This window comes from Bacillus sp. FJAT-49736, from assembly GCF_018343615.1.
Classification (GTDB): Bacteria; Bacillota; Bacilli; order Bacillales; family Bacillaceae_C; genus Margalitia.
The window spans coordinates 636,861-656,106 of record NZ_JAGYPI010000002.1; the positions used below are offsets into that span (position 1 = coordinate 636,861).

The 19,246-nt window shown below is 38.3% G+C and carries 21 protein-coding genes; 8 read left to right on the forward strand and 13 right to left on the reverse strand.

What is annotated here, in order from left to right; translation table 11 throughout:
• Positions 1–202: 202 nt before the first annotated feature.
• From KHA87_RS14440 to KHA87_RS14460, 5 genes are all read right to left on the reverse strand, one after another.
• On the reverse strand, positions 203–1,522 hold the full coding sequence (locus KHA87_RS14440; protein WP_213094848.1) for a 6-phospho-beta-glucosidase: 1,320 nt from the start codon (positions 1,520–1,522) through the stop codon (positions 203–205).
• 38 nt (positions 1,523–1,560) lie between these two features.
• Positions 1,561–2,268, reverse strand: a complete 708-nt coding sequence (chbG, locus tag KHA87_RS14445) for a chitin disaccharide deacetylase (protein ID WP_213094849.1) — start codon at positions 2,266–2,268, stop codon at positions 1,561–1,563.
• Positions 2,269–2,355: 87 nt separating this feature from the next.
• The gene (gene celB, locus KHA87_RS14450) at positions 2,356–3,666 is read right to left on the reverse strand and encodes a PTS cellobiose transporter subunit IIC (RefSeq protein ID WP_213094850.1); all 1,311 of its coding nucleotides are present in this window, start codon (positions 3,664–3,666) and stop codon (positions 2,356–2,358) included.
• Between the two features lie 371 nt (positions 3,667–4,037).
• Positions 4,038–4,337 carry a PTS sugar transporter subunit IIB gene (locus KHA87_RS14455; RefSeq protein ID WP_213094851.1) on the reverse strand — a complete coding sequence of 100 codons (300 nt, stop codon included), beginning with the start codon at positions 4,335–4,337 and terminating at the stop codon, positions 4,038–4,040.
• Positions 4,338–4,582: 245 nt separating this feature from the next.
• On the reverse strand, positions 4,583–5,437 hold the full coding sequence (locus KHA87_RS14460; protein ID WP_213094852.1) for a CvfB family protein: 855 nt from the start codon (positions 5,435–5,437) through the stop codon (positions 4,583–4,585).
• 140 nt (positions 5,438–5,577) lie between these two features.
• On the opposite strand from KHA87_RS14460, the gene KHA87_RS14465 reads away from it, so the two are divergent.
• Together KHA87_RS14465 and KHA87_RS22230 are read left to right on the forward strand one after the other, a co-directional pair.
• Complete coding sequence (locus KHA87_RS14465) at positions 5,578–5,799, forward strand: hypothetical protein (protein ID WP_213094853.1); 222 nt, start codon at positions 5,578–5,580, stop codon at positions 5,797–5,799.
• Positions 5,800–5,931 (forward strand): DUF6254 family protein, encoded by a 132-nt coding sequence (locus KHA87_RS22230; protein WP_249310403.1) that lies wholly within the window; start codon positions 5,800–5,802, stop codon positions 5,929–5,931.
• A gap of 290 nt (positions 5,932–6,221) precedes the next feature.
• Here KHA87_RS22230 and KHA87_RS14470 read toward each other — a convergent pair whose 3' ends face one another.
• From KHA87_RS14470 to KHA87_RS14495, 6 genes are all read right to left on the reverse strand, one after another.
• Positions 6,222–6,665: a DUF2512 family protein gene (locus tag KHA87_RS14470; RefSeq protein ID WP_213094854.1), complete on the reverse strand. Its 444-nt coding sequence runs from the start codon at positions 6,663–6,665 to the stop codon at positions 6,222–6,224.
• Positions 6,666–6,952: 287 nt separating this feature from the next.
• On the reverse strand, positions 6,953–9,613 hold the full coding sequence (locus tag KHA87_RS14475; RefSeq protein ID WP_213094855.1) for a DUF5689 domain-containing protein: 2,661 nt from the start codon (positions 9,611–9,613) through the stop codon (positions 6,953–6,955).
• A 377-nt stretch (positions 9,614–9,990) separates the two neighbouring features.
• A complete protein-coding gene (locus KHA87_RS14480; protein ID WP_213094856.1) occupies positions 9,991–10,173 on the reverse strand; it encodes a cold-shock protein in 183 nt (60 codons plus the stop codon).
• Between the two features lie 246 nt (positions 10,174–10,419).
• Complete coding sequence (locus KHA87_RS14485) at positions 10,420–10,551, reverse strand: YjcZ family sporulation protein (protein WP_213094857.1); 132 nt, start codon at positions 10,549–10,551, stop codon at positions 10,420–10,422.
• 235 nt (positions 10,552–10,786) lie between these two features.
• On the reverse strand, positions 10,787–10,876 hold the full coding sequence (locus KHA87_RS14490) for a YjcZ family sporulation protein (RefSeq protein WP_101354584.1): 90 nt from the start codon (positions 10,874–10,876) through the stop codon (positions 10,787–10,789).
• A 390-nt stretch (positions 10,877–11,266) separates the two neighbouring features.
• Positions 11,267–12,403 (reverse strand): acyl-CoA dehydrogenase family protein, encoded by a 1,137-nt coding sequence (locus KHA87_RS14495; protein WP_213094858.1) that lies wholly within the window; start codon positions 12,401–12,403, stop codon positions 11,267–11,269.
• A 358-nt stretch (positions 12,404–12,761) separates the two neighbouring features.
• Between KHA87_RS14495 and KHA87_RS14500 the strand changes: the two genes are divergently transcribed.
• A complete protein-coding gene (locus KHA87_RS14500; RefSeq protein ID WP_213094859.1) occupies positions 12,762–13,223 on the forward strand; it encodes a site-2 protease family protein in 462 nt (153 codons plus the stop codon).
• 110 nt (positions 13,224–13,333) lie between these two features.
• Here the strand turns inward: KHA87_RS14500 and KHA87_RS14505 are convergent, their stop codons facing one another.
• The gene (locus KHA87_RS14505; RefSeq protein WP_213094860.1) at positions 13,334–14,395 is read right to left on the reverse strand and encodes a M42 family metallopeptidase; all 1,062 of its coding nucleotides are present in this window, start codon (positions 14,393–14,395) and stop codon (positions 13,334–13,336) included.
• 226 nt (positions 14,396–14,621) lie between these two features.
• On the opposite strand from KHA87_RS14505, the gene KHA87_RS14510 reads away from it, so the two are divergent.
• From KHA87_RS14510 to KHA87_RS14530, 5 genes are all read left to right on the forward strand, one after another.
• Positions 14,622–15,581, forward strand: coding sequence for a nucleoside hydrolase (locus KHA87_RS14510; protein ID WP_213094861.1), 960 nt, complete (start codon positions 14,622–14,624; stop codon positions 15,579–15,581).
• A gap of 212 nt (positions 15,582–15,793) precedes the next feature.
• Entirely contained in the window at positions 15,794–16,498 is a 705-nt protein-coding gene (locus KHA87_RS14515; protein WP_213094862.1) for a response regulator transcription factor, read from the forward strand.
• A 215-nt stretch (positions 16,499–16,713) separates the two neighbouring features.
• A complete protein-coding gene (locus KHA87_RS14520; protein ID WP_213094863.1) occupies positions 16,714–17,109 on the forward strand; it encodes an OsmC family protein in 396 nt (131 codons plus the stop codon).
• Positions 17,109–17,705, forward strand: coding sequence for a hypothetical protein (locus KHA87_RS14525; RefSeq protein WP_213094864.1), 597 nt, complete (start codon positions 17,109–17,111; stop codon positions 17,703–17,705). Before KHA87_RS14520 ends, KHA87_RS14525 begins: the two co-directional genes overlap by 1 nt.
• A complete protein-coding gene (locus tag KHA87_RS14530; RefSeq protein WP_349305588.1) occupies positions 17,702–18,283 on the forward strand; it encodes a peroxiredoxin family protein in 582 nt (193 codons plus the stop codon). The genes KHA87_RS14525 and KHA87_RS14530 overlap by 4 nt, the downstream gene beginning before the upstream one ends.
• Positions 18,284–18,434: 151 nt before the next feature.
• Here the strand turns inward: KHA87_RS14530 and KHA87_RS14535 are convergent, their stop codons facing one another.
• Positions 18,435–19,211: a sulfite exporter TauE/SafE family protein gene (locus tag KHA87_RS14535; protein ID WP_213094866.1), complete on the reverse strand. Its 777-nt coding sequence runs from the start codon at positions 19,209–19,211 to the stop codon at positions 18,435–18,437.
• Positions 19,212–19,246: the final 35 nt, after the last annotated feature.

Sequence of the window (19,246 nt, forward strand, 5' to 3'; positions counted from 1 at the left end):
CAAAATTCTGTTTAAAAGTATTGTACCATAGCTTAGAAAAATTCATTCGGTTTCATTTGATGTACTAATTTGCGATTAATAGCACGAAATCCGTTTCAATTGGCACGAATCCCCTGCAAAATGGCCCGATACTAATTCAAAATTGCCCGATTTAAGTCAGAAGTCCTACAAAAATAGCCCCTATTAATAGGGGCTGCCATTACTATTTCGCCACTTCAGGAATACTCCACCCAGGTAGATGCTCCTTATGCGCCTCCAGCATCTCATCTAAAATCACCTTTGCTTTTGTGTCTGATGGAACGAGGGGATTGATGGTCATCGCAAGCAGCGCCTTGTGATAATCCTTCGTTACAGCGGCCTCAGAGGCTACTCGTTCAAAGGATTTAATTTGCTGTACTAGACCCCTCACCGGAACCGGCAAATCGCCAATGGCAATTGGTTTTGGTCCATCCTTTGTAATAACACAATTAATCTCAACCGCAGAGTCCTCTGGAATACTGGCTATTGCTCCAAGATTCATCGTATTAACCGGTTGGATATCTTTGCGGTCATTATAAATGGAATCGATTAGGCTGCAGGCTGCATCACTGTAATAAGCACCGCCACGCTTTTCCAATTGTGGTGGCTTAATAGACAGGTTCGGATCCTTATATAATTCAAAAAGGTCTTCCTCTAGCTTTTGTACGACCTCTGCGCGGGTTCCCGCCGTTTTAGCTGCCTCAAGCTCTTCCAACAGCATCTTTTCTGTCTGGTAATAATAGCGGTGATATGGACATGGAAGCACTTTTAATGCTTTTATAAAATCGGGATCCCAACCTAGATTTGCGATATTTTTCATTGTGAGACTGCCATCTGGAGAGGATAGCTTGTCAATGACTTCCTCTAGAATTGAAACTCCATCTAAATACACATCCAGGCCATAAACCATATGATTTAGCCCAGCAAAATCAACCGCTATCCTGTCTGCAGAGACACCTAATATCTTTGCTATTCCCATCCGGATACCGATGGGAACATTGCAAAGTCCGACAATTTTCCTCCAGTTGGAATGACGATAAACCGCCTCGGTCACCATTCCCGCCGGATTAGTGAAATTAATCAGCCAAGCATTTGGACAAAGCTCTTCCATATCACGAATAATATCTAATATTACCGGTATGGTCCGCAAGCCTTTAAATAAACCACCGGGACCATTCGTCTCCTGCCCAATCACCCCATGCTTTAATGGGATACTTTCATCCTTTGCCCGCGCAGCTAATCCTCCAACGCGAAATTGGGTAGTCACAAAGTCGGCATCCTTTAATGCCTTGCGGCGATCCGTTGTCAAATAGATGTCCATTGGCACATTCGCCTTTTGCACCATTCTTTTTGCCAAAGCTCCGACTGTGTTCAGCTTCTCTTCTCCTTCTGGTATGTCAACCAGCCAAAGCTCTGAAACTGGCAGGCTCTCATATCTTTTTATAAATCCCTCAATTAATTCCGGTGTATAGCTTGATCCACCGCCAATGGTTACGATTTTCATGATCAAACATCCTTTCTAATCAGATTTATGTAGTGCTTTCATAACAAGACTATTCCCTCTGGCAGAACCGTATTCGTCAAAATATCCAGTTCTTTGATTCTTTCAACATTGTAGGAGGATCCACTCATTACTTCCGCATCTAAATAAGCAGGATGACACATTACCTCTACAGATTTTCCATCCAAGTTTCTATTTAGTAGTTGCAAAAAGAAATCCTTCGTTGCTGTTTCTCCATAAAAGTCATGCACAAATTCATCCGTGTAGGAGGGGATACCTGCAAATTCATCGAGGACGGATTTTCGAACGGAAAGTCCATAACGTTCAGCCAGTTTTTGCACTACCGGATAAAATTCCTTTATTCCATGTGTATGATGGTGACTATCAAAATGAGTTGGTGTCAATCCAGATGCCAAAAAACGTTCTATTTGCGCTGTCCACTCACGCTCCAATTCATCAAGATCTATATCCTTTTCCAATTGTAAAACGGATAACCTTTTAAAATTCCCCTTTTCATCTACTAAACTAGGAACATCGGACAGAAGCGGTTTACCACATGTAAGCACTAAATGAATCCCAACTGGAAGATCAGCATTCTCTTTCGCAAGCTCTATGGCATGGTCGGTGCCAGCCATATTCATCATCATCGTGGTAGAATTTACAATACCGTATTTAAATGCGTCGACTATGCCATGATTTACCCCCTTGGAATAGCCAAAATCATCTGCATTTACTATTAATCGGATCATCTGTATAGAAACCCCCTTTTAGAAAAGGAACAAGTATGATCCAAAAACCATACTTGTTCCACACGTCTTATACAATTCATGAAGGTATCAAGAGCCTTGCTCCATTTTATAATTTTGCTTATCCCATGCTTTAAAGAACGGGAAGTAAATCAGAAATGCAATCACCAAATTCACGATTTGGAGGAGAGCACCAGCAATTTTTCCGCCAGTAGCCAGATATCCCCCAATGATTGGAATCATCGTCCAAGGAACGGCTACTCCCGCTGGTTTTGGAACAATTCCTGTACTCATTGCTACATATGTGACAATAACCATCACAATTGGAGTAAGGATAAATGGAATTAACAGCAGCGGATTCAATACAATCGGCGCTCCAAACACAACAGGCTCATTGATATTAAAGATACCTGGTCCGATGGCAAGCCTGCCCAGCTGCTTGGACTGCTGACTCTTGGAGAAAAAGAGCATCGCAAGTACAAATCCAAGAGTAGTACCAGAGCCGCCAAGATACACAAATATATCAAAGAACTGTGAAGTAATGACATTTGGCAGTTCTTGATGAGCCTCAAATGCGATACGATTTTGATCCATGGCTGTAAGCCAAATAGGACTCATGACACCGCCGACTATAGCTGCACCATGCAACCCGCATGACCAAAGGAGCTGGATAAATATAACCGCAATAATACCTCCGATGAGGCTTCCCCCGAGAACTCCGAGCGGCTTTTGTAAAAGTTCACCGACAATATTATGCAAGCTTTCAAAGGATGTCTGTTCAATAAGAAGTCTGGCTAGCCAGACAACTAGAAAGACGAAAAAGCCAGGTATTAATGCAACAAAAGATTTACTTACTGCTGGTGGAACTCCATCCGGCATTTTAATAATGATATTCTTTTTAATGACAAATCGATAAATCTCTGTCGATACCATCGCAATAATCATAGCAACAAATAAGCCTTTACTTCCTAATAAAGCTGTAGGAACCCCACCGGAAACCTCGATTGCTTTTTTCATGCCTTCTCCCTGGAACATAAAGCTATAAGGAGTAGCTAGCAAAAATGCCGCAACGGAAATGGCACCCGCTGATAGTGCATCGACTTTATATTTTTCAGCGAGCCGATACGCAATACCAAATGCAGCTATCAGAGCCATAATATCGAAGGAGGCACCAACCGGATACGATAATTTTGTTCTCCATGCATCTCCAAAGGTCCTAGCCATAAACTCCGGATAACCAGTAATCGGCAGGTTCCCCAAAATCAGAAACAGCGAGCCGATGATGATGAGCGGCATTGTGAGAATAATACCGTCCCGCAATGCTTGCAAATGCCGCTGCCCTGCTATTTTTGCCGCGACAGGCATCACCTTATTTTCTAAAATGTCATTTACCTTACTCATTATTTCTCCCCCTTTGTTTAAAAGGCACACCAATTTTTTTAATTCTTGGGATGAAACAATTTCGATGGAAGGCTTAAATAGAAAAATGTAAGGATAATAGCAACCATCCAACCTTATTCTTTTTTAAGTTTTTGTCTGAACCACCACCCATCCAAATCAATTTAGGCGGATTTCACCTATTTTGTTAAAATCCAAAAGCGGATTTCAACTTGTTGCTTTTCGTACATTGTTCTCCATCCTAATATAGATTCGGCTTTGGTGCATCTTTTCTTAAAATGAATAAAGGTTTGTTATAAGGTTTTCTTCACCAAAAGCCACAAGTCTAGGAATAGAGTCTCGATTTATGATAAGAGATAACTCTCTTTTCACCCTTAGAGCAGCTTTAATGCCCTTTCAAGAACTGCTTTTCCATTCATCGTCCCATATTCACGCATATCAATGACTTCAACGGGAATATCCTTCCTAACAATCGATTCCACTTGCTTCTTTTGATAGCGTACTTGTGGTCCCAAGAGAACGATATCTACCTGATCTGCAACCGTTCCGCATTCTGATACCGGAAGAGCAAATATCTCAATTTCCTCACCGATATCCTTGGCATGATCCAGCATTTTGTTTACTAATAGACTCGTAGACATTCCTGCAGCACATACTAATAAAATTTTTTTCATGATCAATCCTCCAATTCAAATAAAAAGTGTGTGGGTAAGCGCTTTCATTTGATAGGTAATTATATTCATAGTGTCCACCCTTTTATACCATGTTGAACTTTTTATTTATAAACTTTCACCAAAAAAAAAAATGTGAAGCACTTAACTTCACATTTTTTTATTGAAATATTAGGTTTTTTCGTATTAATGTTAACTCCGTTACTGTGTATGCTCTGCAAAAGCAATATAGTTTAGGAAAAAAGCCATTATTTAAAGTAACTCCAACCGTCCTCTTGGTAAACTTTCCCTTCCTTCATCAACTTTCCAAGACCTCTTTTAAAAGAAGCTTTGCTCATGTTGAAGCGTGCTGCGATATCCTCTGGAGTACTTTTATCCCAATACGGCATTCTACCGCCACGGCTTTCCATATAGCGGTAAATAATATCAGAATTTTCCTCCATTGCTTCATGGCCCCTCTTTAATAAGGATACATTGATACCGCCATCCTGCTTCACATCGATAATTCTCCCCTCCACCTTTTGGCCTAGTCGAGGTTCTTGCATTCGCTGTGATTCATGGATAAAACCAATATAGTTCTCGTCTGTAAGAATGAAGGTTCCAATCATCAGCAGACGATAGGCTCTCCCTGAAACATTCTTATTAAAATCCTTCCTTGTTGCAGGTACAGCAACTGCACGCATGATGTCCTCAGTGGCAAGCCTGCCGAATAGGCGATTATGCTTGTCTGTCTTCAATGTGCAATACAATTGGTCTCCCTTAGCTGGCCATAAGGTAAACAGGGCAGGTAAATCGTCTTTGGAAACAAGGATATCCTTACTGATTCCAATCGAAACGAACACTCCAAGCTCATGCTTTACCTCTACAACCTCTACCCAATCATATGTACCGATTTTAATTTTCGGGATGGACATCGTTGCGGCTAATCTCCCTTGGTGGTCTTGATAAATAAATACGGTTTGAGGCTCCTCCGGATCAAATGATTCCAATATTTCGCTTTGATGAAGGAGCACATCTTCCTCCCCATTTGACAAAAAATATCCGAATGGCGCTTCCCGCTCCACCTGCAGCTCTACTATTGTTCCTGGCTGAAGACTTGTCATATATAAAATCCTTTCTATCCAATTCATTTTTAGTTTACTGAATGTATATCTTTTTATCCTTATATTGTACCAAAAATACGAATAAAGAAACGAATTAAGCAAAAAATAGCTACGAAGCTAAAAGGAAAAGAGTGATTTATATGGACCGTGATAGAGATTATCATGAGAGAGATACTCATCCCAATTCTTCCTATGAAGGTGTGGAAGCAAACCCATTTGGAGGACCAAATATGGGATTAAAGCTTGATTTACCACATAATAACCCGTTTCATGTTACCTCTTTAAGAAAGGATAAGGAACTAGAGCGGTTTTCTAAATACTTTGACGGGAAAATTGATTCAGATGGAAAGGAAGACGAATAAATGACACAGTCAAAAGGACAAAAGGAACGCCAATGGACAGTAAGAAAACAATCGCAAAACCCCCATGGAAAAATAAAATCATTAGAAGAGATTGCGGATGAAATGAAACCTAATACTAAAAAGCAGTCTTGAATATATTATTTTTTACAATAACCAATTGCTTAAATTGAAGTAACAAATAATGTGTAAAGGGGTCTAAAGCTTTAACGCTTCGGACCCTTTTTATGATAGCATGGAATTTTTAAAATACGACTCCAAGTAAATAAACCCTATTCTGCCTTTTGGCAAAATAGGGGTATGTTCCTGGTACAATTTACCTCGTGTACCATCATCATCTTTATTATTTACCTTATTCCGAATGTACAGTGCCTAACACATGGTGCCAAGCACCATTTTAAGATAGAGGAAATCATTACTTTCATTTACTCCTTTTTTTCCCTATCCACTCGACCATCCAGCTCCTCACTAAATTCTGTGCTGTATCGTGTCGTTCGAATAGGGATTGGGCGATCATAGTCTTCGTCCACAAAGTAGCGATTTAGAATAAAACCATGGAACAGTGCTTCAGCCCATGTTAAAAAGAAGGTCATAAAAAATGCAGAGTAAAGCGTTCTGCTTAAAGTTAGATGAAAATAGAAATATTCGATTGCCCCTAGCATTGCATAATACATAATAAAATCAGCAACTATTGCCGTAATACTTCCCATTCGGTAAATCAATAGATCCCCAATAAGATAGGAAGCAATGGTTACCACTACCGCCGTTGCAAAAATAGCAGGTATCGGAAGATCAAAAATTCCTAATACAGAAAAAGTAAAAATACCGACAAAAATAAATTTAATAATAAGCGCAATGATATGTCTCATTTCTTGTCTCCTTACAAAAAGTAGATTTTTTTCTATTTTTTATGATGTTCATTAAAATGAGAAAATATGTAAGGAAACGTTATTAAGATTTTTATCTGCAAAAGCGAAAAAATTTATGAAAAGAGACTTATGTAAAGATACCTTATGAACCATGATCATCAAATGAGGAGTTATGAAGGAACCCAGTTAAGAGGAGATAAGATTAGAATTATAACACCATCCACTCCTGCCCAATTAAAATTACAAATAAAAAAGAGCCGAACCACCTCGGTTCGGCTCACTTTCTGCTAAATTGCCTCTTCATACTGATCAGATGTTAAGGACGCATTAATCAGCAACTCTGCAAAATCCCTATCAATTTTCTTCCCTTTTTGGGCATTTACTTCATTGATGAAGGCATGAATCATGTTTTGTTTTGTCTTATCATTTTTCGCACTCTGTATGTTGTTCACTTTCGCCATTAAACTGTTGTAAATTCCTAGATTCGTAATCTTGCCGTTCTCATATCCCGTTGTAAGCAGCTCATCTAAATGATCCGTATCCATGATCACTTGAATGTCAAACTGTCTGGAGCTTCTATTTCCAGCATTATCAACAGCTTCTACTGAAATCGTATGTTTGCCTAATGACAGTTGAAGCGGCTCGATCTGAATAGGATTTTGAACTTCTACACCATCCAGTGTAATTTTCACGCTTTTGACACCTGTACCCTCATCCGTTACAAGGATATTCACTTCTGCCCGATCCGATAGGAAGAAGGTTACTGCATCCAAATCGTGAATGACAGGTGGAGTTTTATCCGCAATTTCAAAATCATTTATACTTAATGGCTTTAATTGATAGATATCCTTAAAGATAGAGGATATACCGGAAATATTCACAACATCACCATTATGATATTGAGATGAAAATTGAGTGTATGTTAAACCGGTTCTTTCATCCACCCTGACTCTTGTCACTTTTTCACCTTTTATAGCATCAAATTCAAATGCTTTGTTCAACGCAGTTAAGTTTTGAATTTCTACATTTTCTAATTGAACAAGCTGACCTTGGTTTTGCTCACTTAGTTGACTTACAGTAATTGGTTTAGGCAGATCACTAGTTCCGGTTTTTTCAATAGCTAATGGATCGGATAATTCTAATTCACTATTGAAAACGGAAAGTGGTGCAGTGATTTTCACTGTATCTCCAAGTTTGTAATTACCATTGTTTACAAAAACATAAATACCAGCTGTTTCATCTTGTAAGTAGAAACCATTTCCACCAAACACACCCGGTGTAGAGGTTACTACTCCTTCTACCGTTACAACCGAACCTGGTTGTGCTGTTCTGGCAGTAGCTAACGTTACTTTTTCCGGTAGATTCGGCTTATCTTCTGGAAGTGGCTCGGCATGTACATTGCCGATGGTTACTGGTTCTGTTAGCATATTATTTCCGTTCAATCGCAAGCGTAAATTTGCTGCGCCTAATGACCCTGGTTTAATTTTTACTGTTACATCTTTACTTGCATGACCTAAGGAGTCTGCTGTAACAGAGAAATTGGCACTGTATCCATATCCTGTTGGCCATGTTCCATCAGGGTTTTGAACCATAGCAACCTGTGTACCACCTGTAAGATAGATTCCTAGGCTCAACCCGCTAATCGTTTGTCCTGGCAGTAGATTATCAAGCTTTACACGAATTTGGAACTCTTCTGCATTTGGCAAAGTAGCCTGGTGAACAAACGAATAAGCTGGATTTACCGGTGCTGATTTGGTAGATCCAAAGGACCCTGGAGCAAATGTAGATGGATCATACCATTTGTATCCACCAGTTGGCTGTGCCCATGGCTCTGATTGCGGTTCAGTAGTGTTTTGTGGTAGTTCCCAATCATATAATTTTGTTACAGGACTAAGTTGTAATCCAGACACTTGATCAAAGCTTGTATAATTCTCTTGATTTGCTAACCAATTGATAGTGTTGATAAGGAAGGTACTATCATCCCCTTCATCCTTGAAACCGTCATAGGTGGTTTTCTTTTTTCCATTATCTTCACGCAGGTATTTCGGTGTAGAATCCTCCACTGGTGAAGAATCTCCTAAGAAAGCAGCTTTTCCTTTTCCAACCTTAGAAATAGCGGCAAATGCACCTTCTTCTATACCACCATTGTTATACACACCTTGGTCAACCGCACTGCCCCAAGCTGGCGGACTTTTCGGCATATATATAAGACCTTTTGCTTTAGTAGGATCTAAGATTGCTAGGGTTGAACCAGCGTGCATTTCTACCGTCTTCACACCCTGTGTGATTCCAAAAGATTGTTCCGGCGTCACGACTGTTTCTCCACCTGTAATATCCCCTAATGCATTAGTGCGGAAACGAATACCGAAATGATCAGCTAACCAATCTGAGCTCTCCACACCTTGCATTTCTTGTGAGGATGCTTCTTCCTTTGTCATCCCTTTCGTTGGATCAGTCCATGCACCGCGTCTAAATCCGTTGAATACTTCTCCTGAATCCCAGCGGTTTAGATTGCGGTCAGAGTTATAATGATCTCCGATAAAGAAGATGCTGCCACCGTTTTGCACATATTGAAGCATGGCATCTTGTTCCGATTTTTTAAACGGAATATTGGATTCTCCTAGAACAAATACACTGTAATCTTTTAAATCGTCATACGTAATTGGCGTTGTTTTTCTTAATTCCTTTACATAAAATCCTTGATCCGCAATGGCATCTGCAAAATCTGAAAAACCTCCATCAATAACCCAGTCCGCTGCACCGGCTGTTTCTCCGTGAGTGTTATCAAACAATACCTTTTTTCCATTCGGATTCTTCGGATTAATAAATGGGGCTGGATCATTTTGTCCTTCGGCTTTGGCAGTATGCAAGCCAGAAAGAGTCGGTAAAGTTCCTGCGACAAGAACTATTGCTAATACTTTTAAGAACAAGCTTTTTAATTTCCCCATAATAGCCTCCCATTAAATTAGTAAATATGTCACACTTATTAATAGATTTATAGAAATGTGACATACTCATAAATATAGTAACATGCACTATCCCCTTCATTATATAGGTCCATTTGACTGAAAAAGTTAAGTTCAGATTAAGAGTATGTAAACGTTTAAATAATAGGATTCCCTATTTTCAAAGGATTGGAATAAATTCTCCCAACTAATACATTTGTCCTATTTTTGATTTTCTTTTTAAATTACAATGTGAAACATAAAAAAACAGCTACTGGAAAATGTAGCTGTTGATTTTTCTTACGATAAACAAAGCTGTCCTCGTTTTGAATGAAATTATATCGTAAAATGTTTCTTATTTTTTCAATGAATTTATGAAATCATTCAATTACTGGTAAAACTTTTGTTCCTTTCTCCATTTCAGAATTACATAATGGACATTTTGGTGTTTCTTCGAGTGAAAATGCTTCTCTCATCCAACCAAAACAACTCTCACTTGTACAGGACCAAATAGATGTTTCCACTTCAGGTACTGGTTCCTTCTGGCCTCTAAAGTATGCCATAATAGATCTCATCCCTTCTATGAGTTACCTTTAGTATATCATTATATAAGGAACTAAGATATACTAATAAATTTCAAAAGAGGCAATGAATAATTACCTTCTTTTATGTACATCTCAATTAGTTTATGCAGCAAGGAAGGAATTTACTCCAATTTTCTCTTAAGAAAATGAACCTACTCCAAAAGGAATAGGTTCATCCTGGACGTGTCTTACATGATATCCCTTTTCATCGTGAAGACTTTGGTTTTATAACCAAGCTGCACCAACAATGATAAGAAGGATAAATAACACGACAATTAACGCAAATCCGGAACCAAAACCGCCTACCGGTCCTCCGTATCCATATCCACCACAGCATCCATATCCACCATAAAACATTCACATACATCTCCTTTTCTCATTATTTAATAATCATTAATGGCTTTTTTCGTCAACCTTGTTGCTTTTGGATCATAATAAGGGTAAATTACTTTGTTTCTAGGCAATTTCCGCAAATGTTCTTAAGAAAAGATGCCACGAAGCATTTAGTTATACGGGTTAATGAACTTATTCGAAAAGCAACAGGTTAAAATCGGATTTTGGATTTTAAATAATCTATGCGAAAATAGCCTTATTAATAAACGTAAGCGGAACCAACGATAATCAATAGAATAAATAGTACAACGATTAGCGCAAATCCGCCGCCAAATCCAACTGCACTCATTTATAACACCTCCTACTGTGTTATTAATAATAGGATATGGGATTATCCCAAATGCGGGTGGGTGTTTAACCATTTTTTGAAAAAATAATGAACTAGCCGTTCCGTGGTATAGAGAATGGCCCACAAAGAAAGTAGAATGCTGGCAAATAAAGGTGGTCCTGATACTTAAAGTGGATTTTTATATCGTTTAAAGAAAGTTGGAGGGACACACGAGTCGTTATCTGTGACAAAAAGGGGTTTTTTTCTTCGTTAGAGGGCAGAGGTTCCGTTATTTGTGGAAAAAATAGTCGTTTCCGTGTGTTTTCCCCTAAATAACGGACTCTGTGTCCTCTTAACCTTTACAATCGACCATTTATATAAAATAACGAACTCTGTGTCCGCCAAAAACTTTCACACTCGTTTCGCCAATTGCATTAATGTCATATCATCCATTGGGGGATTATGAAGGCCGGCACGAACATCTCGGTAATACCGCTGTAATGGGCTTTTCTCCGATAAACTTCGTGCGCCAACAATTCTCATTGCCAAATCTACAACCTCAAAGGCAAGATTTGTAACTGTTAGTTTTACAGCACCAAGCTCAGGATTCATTTTATCCCTTACTTCTTGAGATCCTTCATCCCACATTTTTGCAACAGAATACAGAAAATGTCTACATTGCATAAGTTTTAATTCGATTTCGCCAAACTTTTGCTGAATCGCAGGCAGTTCAAATATAGGAGATATCAGGCTGTTAGGAGTATAGCTCTTGGCAAATCTAGCAGCTTCTCGCTTTGCTGCCTCTGCAATTCCTAAATAGCAAGCTGGAATGTGAAGTAGCCATCCATTTGCCGACTTACTTCTTGGACCAACCTTTTCCGTTAAAAAATGCTTCGGAATCTCGACATTTTCCAATACTAAGTCATGGCTACCCGATGCTCTCATCGCTATACTATCCCATGTTTCCTCAACGGAAAGCCCTAGGGTATCGCGAGGAATTAAAAAGTATGCTACGTCATCTGCTTTGAGAATACTTGCTGAGACAATAAAAAAATCCAAAACCGGTGCCATCGTTGTAAAGGACTTCCTTCCATTTATCACCCAAGAATCCCCTTTATCTTCAGCTGTTGTTGTAGGTCTCCCCCCTCTAGTGGGACTTCCTGTTTGCGGTTCTGTAGCACATACGTTCAAAAGCGCTCCCTTTTGAACCTCTTTACAAACATAAGCAAAAAGCTGTTCCTCCCAATTCCGTTTGTCTGACAAATTCATCATATTCCCCATATGCCAGCCTATCGATAAAGCTGTCGCTCCGTCGCCAATTGCAATTGCCTCTTGAAATCGTACAAAATCATATAAAGACATTTCAGCTCCACCATATTCCTTTGGCAACGTTAATCTGGTATAACCACTTCTTTTTAAGTCCTCTATATTTTCAAAAGGAAAACGACCTTCTTTATCGTTCTTAGCCGCCCGGTCATGAAAGGTCTGAATTAATCCCTCCATAACCTGCATACGTTCAACAAATGTATCTTTGTTAAGTAGATCCATACTTTTCCCTCCTTTTGAATAACTCTTCTCTTTATTTTAACGAAAGTGAATTTTAATTTCTACTAATCAAGTCGGAATTAAAAAAAGAAACTTATTATATTGTAACTCGTATAAAATGTTGGAGGTGTTAAATTGTTTATATTTCTATGGCTTTTCATACCCATTTTAGGAGTCATGTGGTTTTTAAATCTCGTAAATTTATTCATAAGGCTTAAAGAAGGAAAAAATCTTCATAATCAAAAAGTGTTAGGCTCCATCTTAACTTTTCTAATTTTGTTTGCCGTTATGTTTTCTATTTTCGTAACAGGAAACACAAATTGAAATTAAATGGTAAGATAAAAATAAAAAGGTTTTGATTATGTTTATCATCTCGTTTCTTCTAATAATTGCACCACTTACCCTTTTCATTCATGAATTAGGACATTCTATAGGTGCCCTCCTCGTCCGTTCGGAAAAAATTGAATTATTTATTGGTGTCGGAAGAAGATTGCTACGTTTGCCTCTAGGTAGAATGTCCATCCATATCCATGCACTATTCATGCTTGGTGGATACACTGCGAGTGAGCGGAATCCCTATTATTCAAAAGCGGAACAAATAATCATTTCTCTATTTGGACCATTGTTAAATGGATTATTGGGAATTCTCGGTGCACTTCTTCTTTCCTATAGTCACTCAAGAATTCTACTAATCTTTATTCTTTTTAACCTATGGTTGTGCATCATCAATCTTATCCCATATCGAATTGGTACAAGGCACTCGGACGGGTATTTGGTTTTGAAAACTATTACGGCGAGGAATAGTAAGAATGAATCCATCTAAAAAAACCACCAAGGTGGTTTTTTTATTAGATGAACTTTGTATTATGTACTGATTTCTCACAGGTATAATTTTGGGTAAAAAAAGTAAATTGGAATCTCACCAAAAATCTATTACCATTCAAAACTAGTTTCTTCGGACAAGTCTAATACAAAAGCCTTCAACAGATCTTTTGTAGCCTCCAAATCTGCCACACTTACAAGCTCAATCGGTGAATGAGCATATCTAGATGGAATGGACAACACTCCTGTTGGCACCCCATGATTTGCTAGTGCTACTGCACCGCCGTCTGTTCCGATTCCAGGAAAGATTTCTAGCTGATAGGCAATACCATTGGCTTTTGCCAAACTTACTAAATGATTTTTCATAGTTTTATGTACAATCAAGCTGAAATCCATCACCTTGATGCCCGTTCCATGCCCTAAAAACAGTGTCTTGTCCATAGTTTCTTCGGGTGTATCACTTACAGCGGTAGTATCAATGGCAATCGCAGCATCCACTTCTAACGTCTTGATAGCTGTCTCCGCTCCTCTTAAACCAACTTCCTCTTGGACAGAGAATAAAAAAGTGATTTCACCTACAAATATTTCGTTCTGCAGTTCTTTTAGTAATTGCAACAAGACGGCACAACCCGCCCGATCGTCAAGTGACTTAGCCATGATCATTTCTTTCCCCTTAGGACCTATTACTTTCATTTCTGTAGCCCATGTTACAGGAGAACCGACCTCGATTCCCATGTTCTCAGCTTCCTCTTTAGAAGTAGCACCAATATCGATATACAAGTGGGAATGTTTGCGAACCTTCATCGGGTCATCGTATTTCACAAAATGTGCAGACATCGTTCCAATTACTCCATGTACTTCCCCAGAATTCCCTATAACCATTACTTGTTGGGCAAGCAGAATTCGGTCATCATGGCCTCCAAGCTTTTCGAACCTCAATAAACCGTTCTCTTCTATTTTTTTCACGATGAATCCAACCTCATCCATATGAGCAGTAAGCAAAACTTTTGGTCCTGAAAGCTCTCCTCTTTTAATTGCAATGACATTACCGATACCATCAATTCTAACCTCATCTACAAGATCCTTTACGTAATCCCGAATAAAATAGGAAACATTGTGCTCATAACCGCATGGGCCGTTCAGTGAAGTTAATCTCTTGACGATTTCTAACATGGCAATTCCTCCTCGTATTTTACTAAATTAGCATATGTAAAGTAATTATATGGTTGGAATTTTCAGATTTCAAATTTTAACTATTAGGAATAATACTTGAAAAAAGATACAAAATAATGGTAGAAAAATATGGTTTGAGCCAATTATCACGAAGCAACATAATATATAGAGAATATTTACCTGCGGGCGGGAGCTTCTTCCTCGTCCTAATTTGGAGTGAAAAATCATGTACAATATCTTAATGTTTGTAGACTCCGGAGTAGATGATTCGTTTGCCCTTATGTATGCACTTATGCATCCTCAACTAAACGTAGTCGGGGTAGTAAGTGGGTATGGTAACATTACGAAGGAAGAATCAGTAGCAAACACTGCTTATCTATTAAGACTAGCAGGTCGGCAGGATATACCAATAATTGCAGGGTCATCAGGACCCTTATCAGGAGAAATTGCACAATATTATCCCGAAATACATGGAAAAGGCGGTCTAGGTCCAATTCAACTCCCTTTTGAAATAAAAGATGTAGATGTCTATGATATTAATAAAATTATTGAAATAGTAAATGCTTTTCCAAACAACTTAATTATTGTAGGTGTTGGAAGGCAGACGGATCTTGCCTTGCCCTTCATTATTTATGGTACGGAAGCCTTCAAAAAGGTGAATGCTTTTTATTTTATGGGTGGTGCTTTTCTAGTGCCCGGCAACATTACTGCTGAGGCGGAGGCTAATTTTTTCTCTGATCCCATTGCAGCAAATATTGTGATGGAGAGGGGAAGAAACATTTATTTACATCCTTTGAATATTACCAATAAGGCTGTTATACCACCCGATATCATTAATTACATCGCAGCAAACAGCAAGTCCCCCTTTACCCACTTACTCAAACCTGCTTATGATTATTATTTGAATGCCTATAAGAAAAATGTACCAGGTATACAGGCTGCCCCTTTACATGATGTCCTGGCTGTTAGTGCCATTGTGAATCGAAACCTCGTGAAATACTTACCGCGGCGAGTTACAGTGGAGCAATTCGGAACTGCCCGTGGAAAAAGCACCGCCGATTTTAGACCAAAACCATCTCCGGAACCGAAGGAAACTCTTGATTGGATTGGGATGGAAGCAGATATTCCCGCATTCATTGAAGATTTCACACGCATTTTCATGGCAGGAAAAACAAATCACAAATGAAAAAAACGGTTTCCTAAGAGAATCACTCTACCATTCATATAGGTGATTCTTTTTTTCTTCATAAAATCTTAACAATACAACTATACACTTTATCGTTAAAGGTAATATTTTTAATATATAGTCATACCGATCTATTCCTTTCCTCTGCCAATTGTGATGTAAAATAAAAGAATATGCATCTCCAACCCAAAATTTATTAAAGGATGAGCCATATGGCAGAAACTGAATTAATCGGCAAATCGGTTTTAATAGTTGAAGATGATTCCAAGATACGGAATCTAGTGAAAATATACTTAGAAAAAGAAGGCTATGAAGTCCTGGAAGCCAAAGATGGAAGCATGGCAAAAAGTATTATTCTAGAGTTTGACCCGTGCCTAATTATTCTGGATCTTATGTTGCCTGATATGAAAGGAGAAGAAATATGTTATTGGATACGTCAAGACATGAAAAGTGTCATCCCCATTATCATGTTAACTGCTAAAGCTTCTGAATCATCTAAAATTGAAGGTTTTAAATTAGGAGCAGACGATTATGTTGTAAAACCCTTTAGCCCTGCAGAATTAATGGTAAGAATTGAAGCGGTGCTTAGAAGAACAGCCAGCCGCTGTGGAAAGCTCAGCTTTGGCGGACTAACGATTAAACCTATTAAGGGTGAGGTGTTCATAAACGGAATTCCGCTTGAATTAACGATATTCGAATTCAAACTACTTCATTTACTTATGCACCATCCTGGACAAGTGCTATCTAGAGGGCAGATTCTTGATTCTATATATGAAAATAATGAAAAAGAAGTTACAGATAGAACAATTGATGTCCATATTAAGAATCTTCGCGAAAAAATGAAACAAATCACATTAATAGAGTATATTCATACGGTCAGAGGAATGGGGTATAAATTTGAAACCAAAAGAAGCTAATCTTTCACTTTTTCATGTGAATTTGATGAGATGTTTCATCATATCTCCCTTGAGCTTCGTACTCCTTTAACTGAGATTAACGGCTATTTGTAAGCATTACATAGCAGGTGATTGTGGAAAGCAGGAATGATTCAAGTCACTGCTTGAGGAAACGAAACCACTAATAAAAATAGTTAACGAAGTTTCTATGTAGAAGCTAAGAAAGGAGAAAAATTATGAACTTTATTTTTGAGAATGGTAAGGTAACATCTGTTACGGAATTTGGGACTTTATCTATATCACCTAATTCAGAACAGGGATATCGACCGTTTGAGCTCTTTATCTCATCTTTGGTCGGCTGTAGCACACCTATATTAGCAAATATTTTAGTGAAGAGAAAAGTTTCCTTTGAACATATTAGTATTTCTGTTTATGCTGTTAGAAACCCAGAAATAGCAAATAGAATTGAACAAATATGTATGGTAGCTGAGGTGGAATCCAATACGAAAATGAGCGATGAGTTAGCTGAAAAAATGGCAGATTTAGTGATAAAAAACTGCGGAATGATGCAATCCGTTGTCCAGAGCATTGATATTTCCTATCAGATTTATTTCACTGTTCCAAAAGGATGATGGCAAGTTATATAACATTAGGCAGATTTACATTATCTGCTGATATGGTCAGCGCATTTGCATCCCTTTTGCTTAGTGCATTCCTTTTCAAATATATGAAAAAAGAACGCATTGGTGATTGGTATTGGAATAGTTTTTTTCTGTATCTCATCGTATATAAATTCAGCTATATGATTACGAATTTCCATCTATTTATGAATAACCCCATGTCCCTTCTTTATTTCAATGGTGGAACATGGGGGCAAGTTCTTGCAGTTGTAAGTGTTGCCATATATTTATACGGCGTTCATCGCAAGCGTCCAATTCATATTGAAAGCTTCTCGAGCTATTTGCTATTTTTTATCATCTATCAATTAATACTACATTTTTGTGTTCAAAACTTTTATGCAGCAATCTTTGAATTGATTATCTTAGCCACGTTTTTATTCTTGTTCTTCAAAAAGAGAATTACGTACCAACAGATGATCATTTTTAATTTGGTAGAGGCACTACTCCTTAGCATTTTTAATGAATTATCAGGAATAAAGAATCTATCTTTTGTATGTTTAGGGTTATTCCTATTCATAATAGGAATAAGGAGGGACGAAAATCCGTGAAGAAAAACTTGTTAACGTTCGCTATCCTCATAATAGCTGTACTAATTATTGTAATTAATATCTGGCGGCCATCTTTTCTTAATGATCTTACAAATAAAAAAACAGCAATGGCGGAGACTTCCAATACTAAAGGATTAAGTTCGAATTCGAAATCAGTCCAAGAAGGGGCTGAAGCACCGGATTTTGTACTATCAACTCTTGATGGAAAAACGGCAAAGCTTTCTGATTATCGCGGTCAAAAGATCATATTAAACTTTTGGGCATCATGGTGTCCACCGTGTAAAGCAGAAATGCCATATATGCAAAAATTTTACGAGAAAAATAAAAGCAAAAACATCACTATTGTTTCTGTTAACTTAACCAGTATGGACAGGGGAACCTCTTTAGTTCAATCTTTTATATCAAAAAATAACATCACCTTCCCGGTTCTTCTCGATAAGAACGGGGATATAGGAAAAACCTATCAGGCTGTCGCTATTCCTACTAGCTATATTATTGATCAAAATGGAATCATTCGAAAAAAAATAATTGGTCCAATGGATGAGGCAATGATGGAGGATTTGACCAATAATATATAAATTTGCATAAGTTCTAAGGAAATGGCCATCAGTCTCACTGGTGGCTAAATTATTTATTGTAAAAGTTCTCTCCGATTTAGTTAGTTCCCCAAATCTTCCGCACAAAAAAGGACTGTCTAACCTAGACAGCCCACTAGAAAAAATTATATGTTCACAAAATATCCATCCAAACCTTAATAGCTGTGATACAGATTAACACCGCTAAGATTATCTGAAGAATCTTTGTGTTCATTTTCCTGCTAACCTTTGCTCCAATCGGTGCAGCAATTAGACTCGCAACCACCATAATCATCGCTGGCAAGTACTCGATTTGCCCCGTCGTAATCTTACCTACTGTTGATCCAATTGAAGAGATAAAGGTAATAGCCAGAGAAGAAGCGATGGTCATTCTTGTTGGTATTTTTAGCACCGTTAACATAATTGGCACCAGCAGGAAAGCCCCTCCTGCCCCAACAATCCCTGCACCAATCCCAACAACTAAAGCAAGAATTGCGGCAAGCCATTTATTAAATTTCACTTGATTGAACGGAATATCATCAATGCCTTTTTTCGGTATAAACATCATGACAACCGCAATGATGGCCAGTATTCCATATATCAGATTAATCCCACTCTCCGGCAGGTGGTTAGATCCAAAGCCACCAATAAGACTTCCGATTAAAATACTTGTTCCCATGTAGGCAATCAGCTTTTTATTTAATAAATCCCCTTTTCGATATGTCCAAACACCGCTTATGGTTGCGAAGAATACTTGAATAGCAGTAATCCCTGAAACCTCATGCGCTGTAAAATGTCCAACACCAAGAAGTGCCGGAATATATAATAGCAAAGGAAAATTTATAATTGCCCCGCCTACACCTAACATCCCCGAAATAAAGGAACCAATAAGGCCAATTACTAATATTGTTAAGATAAGACTAATATCCACTCTCGAGACCTCCTTTAAAAAAGGGAATCTTTTTC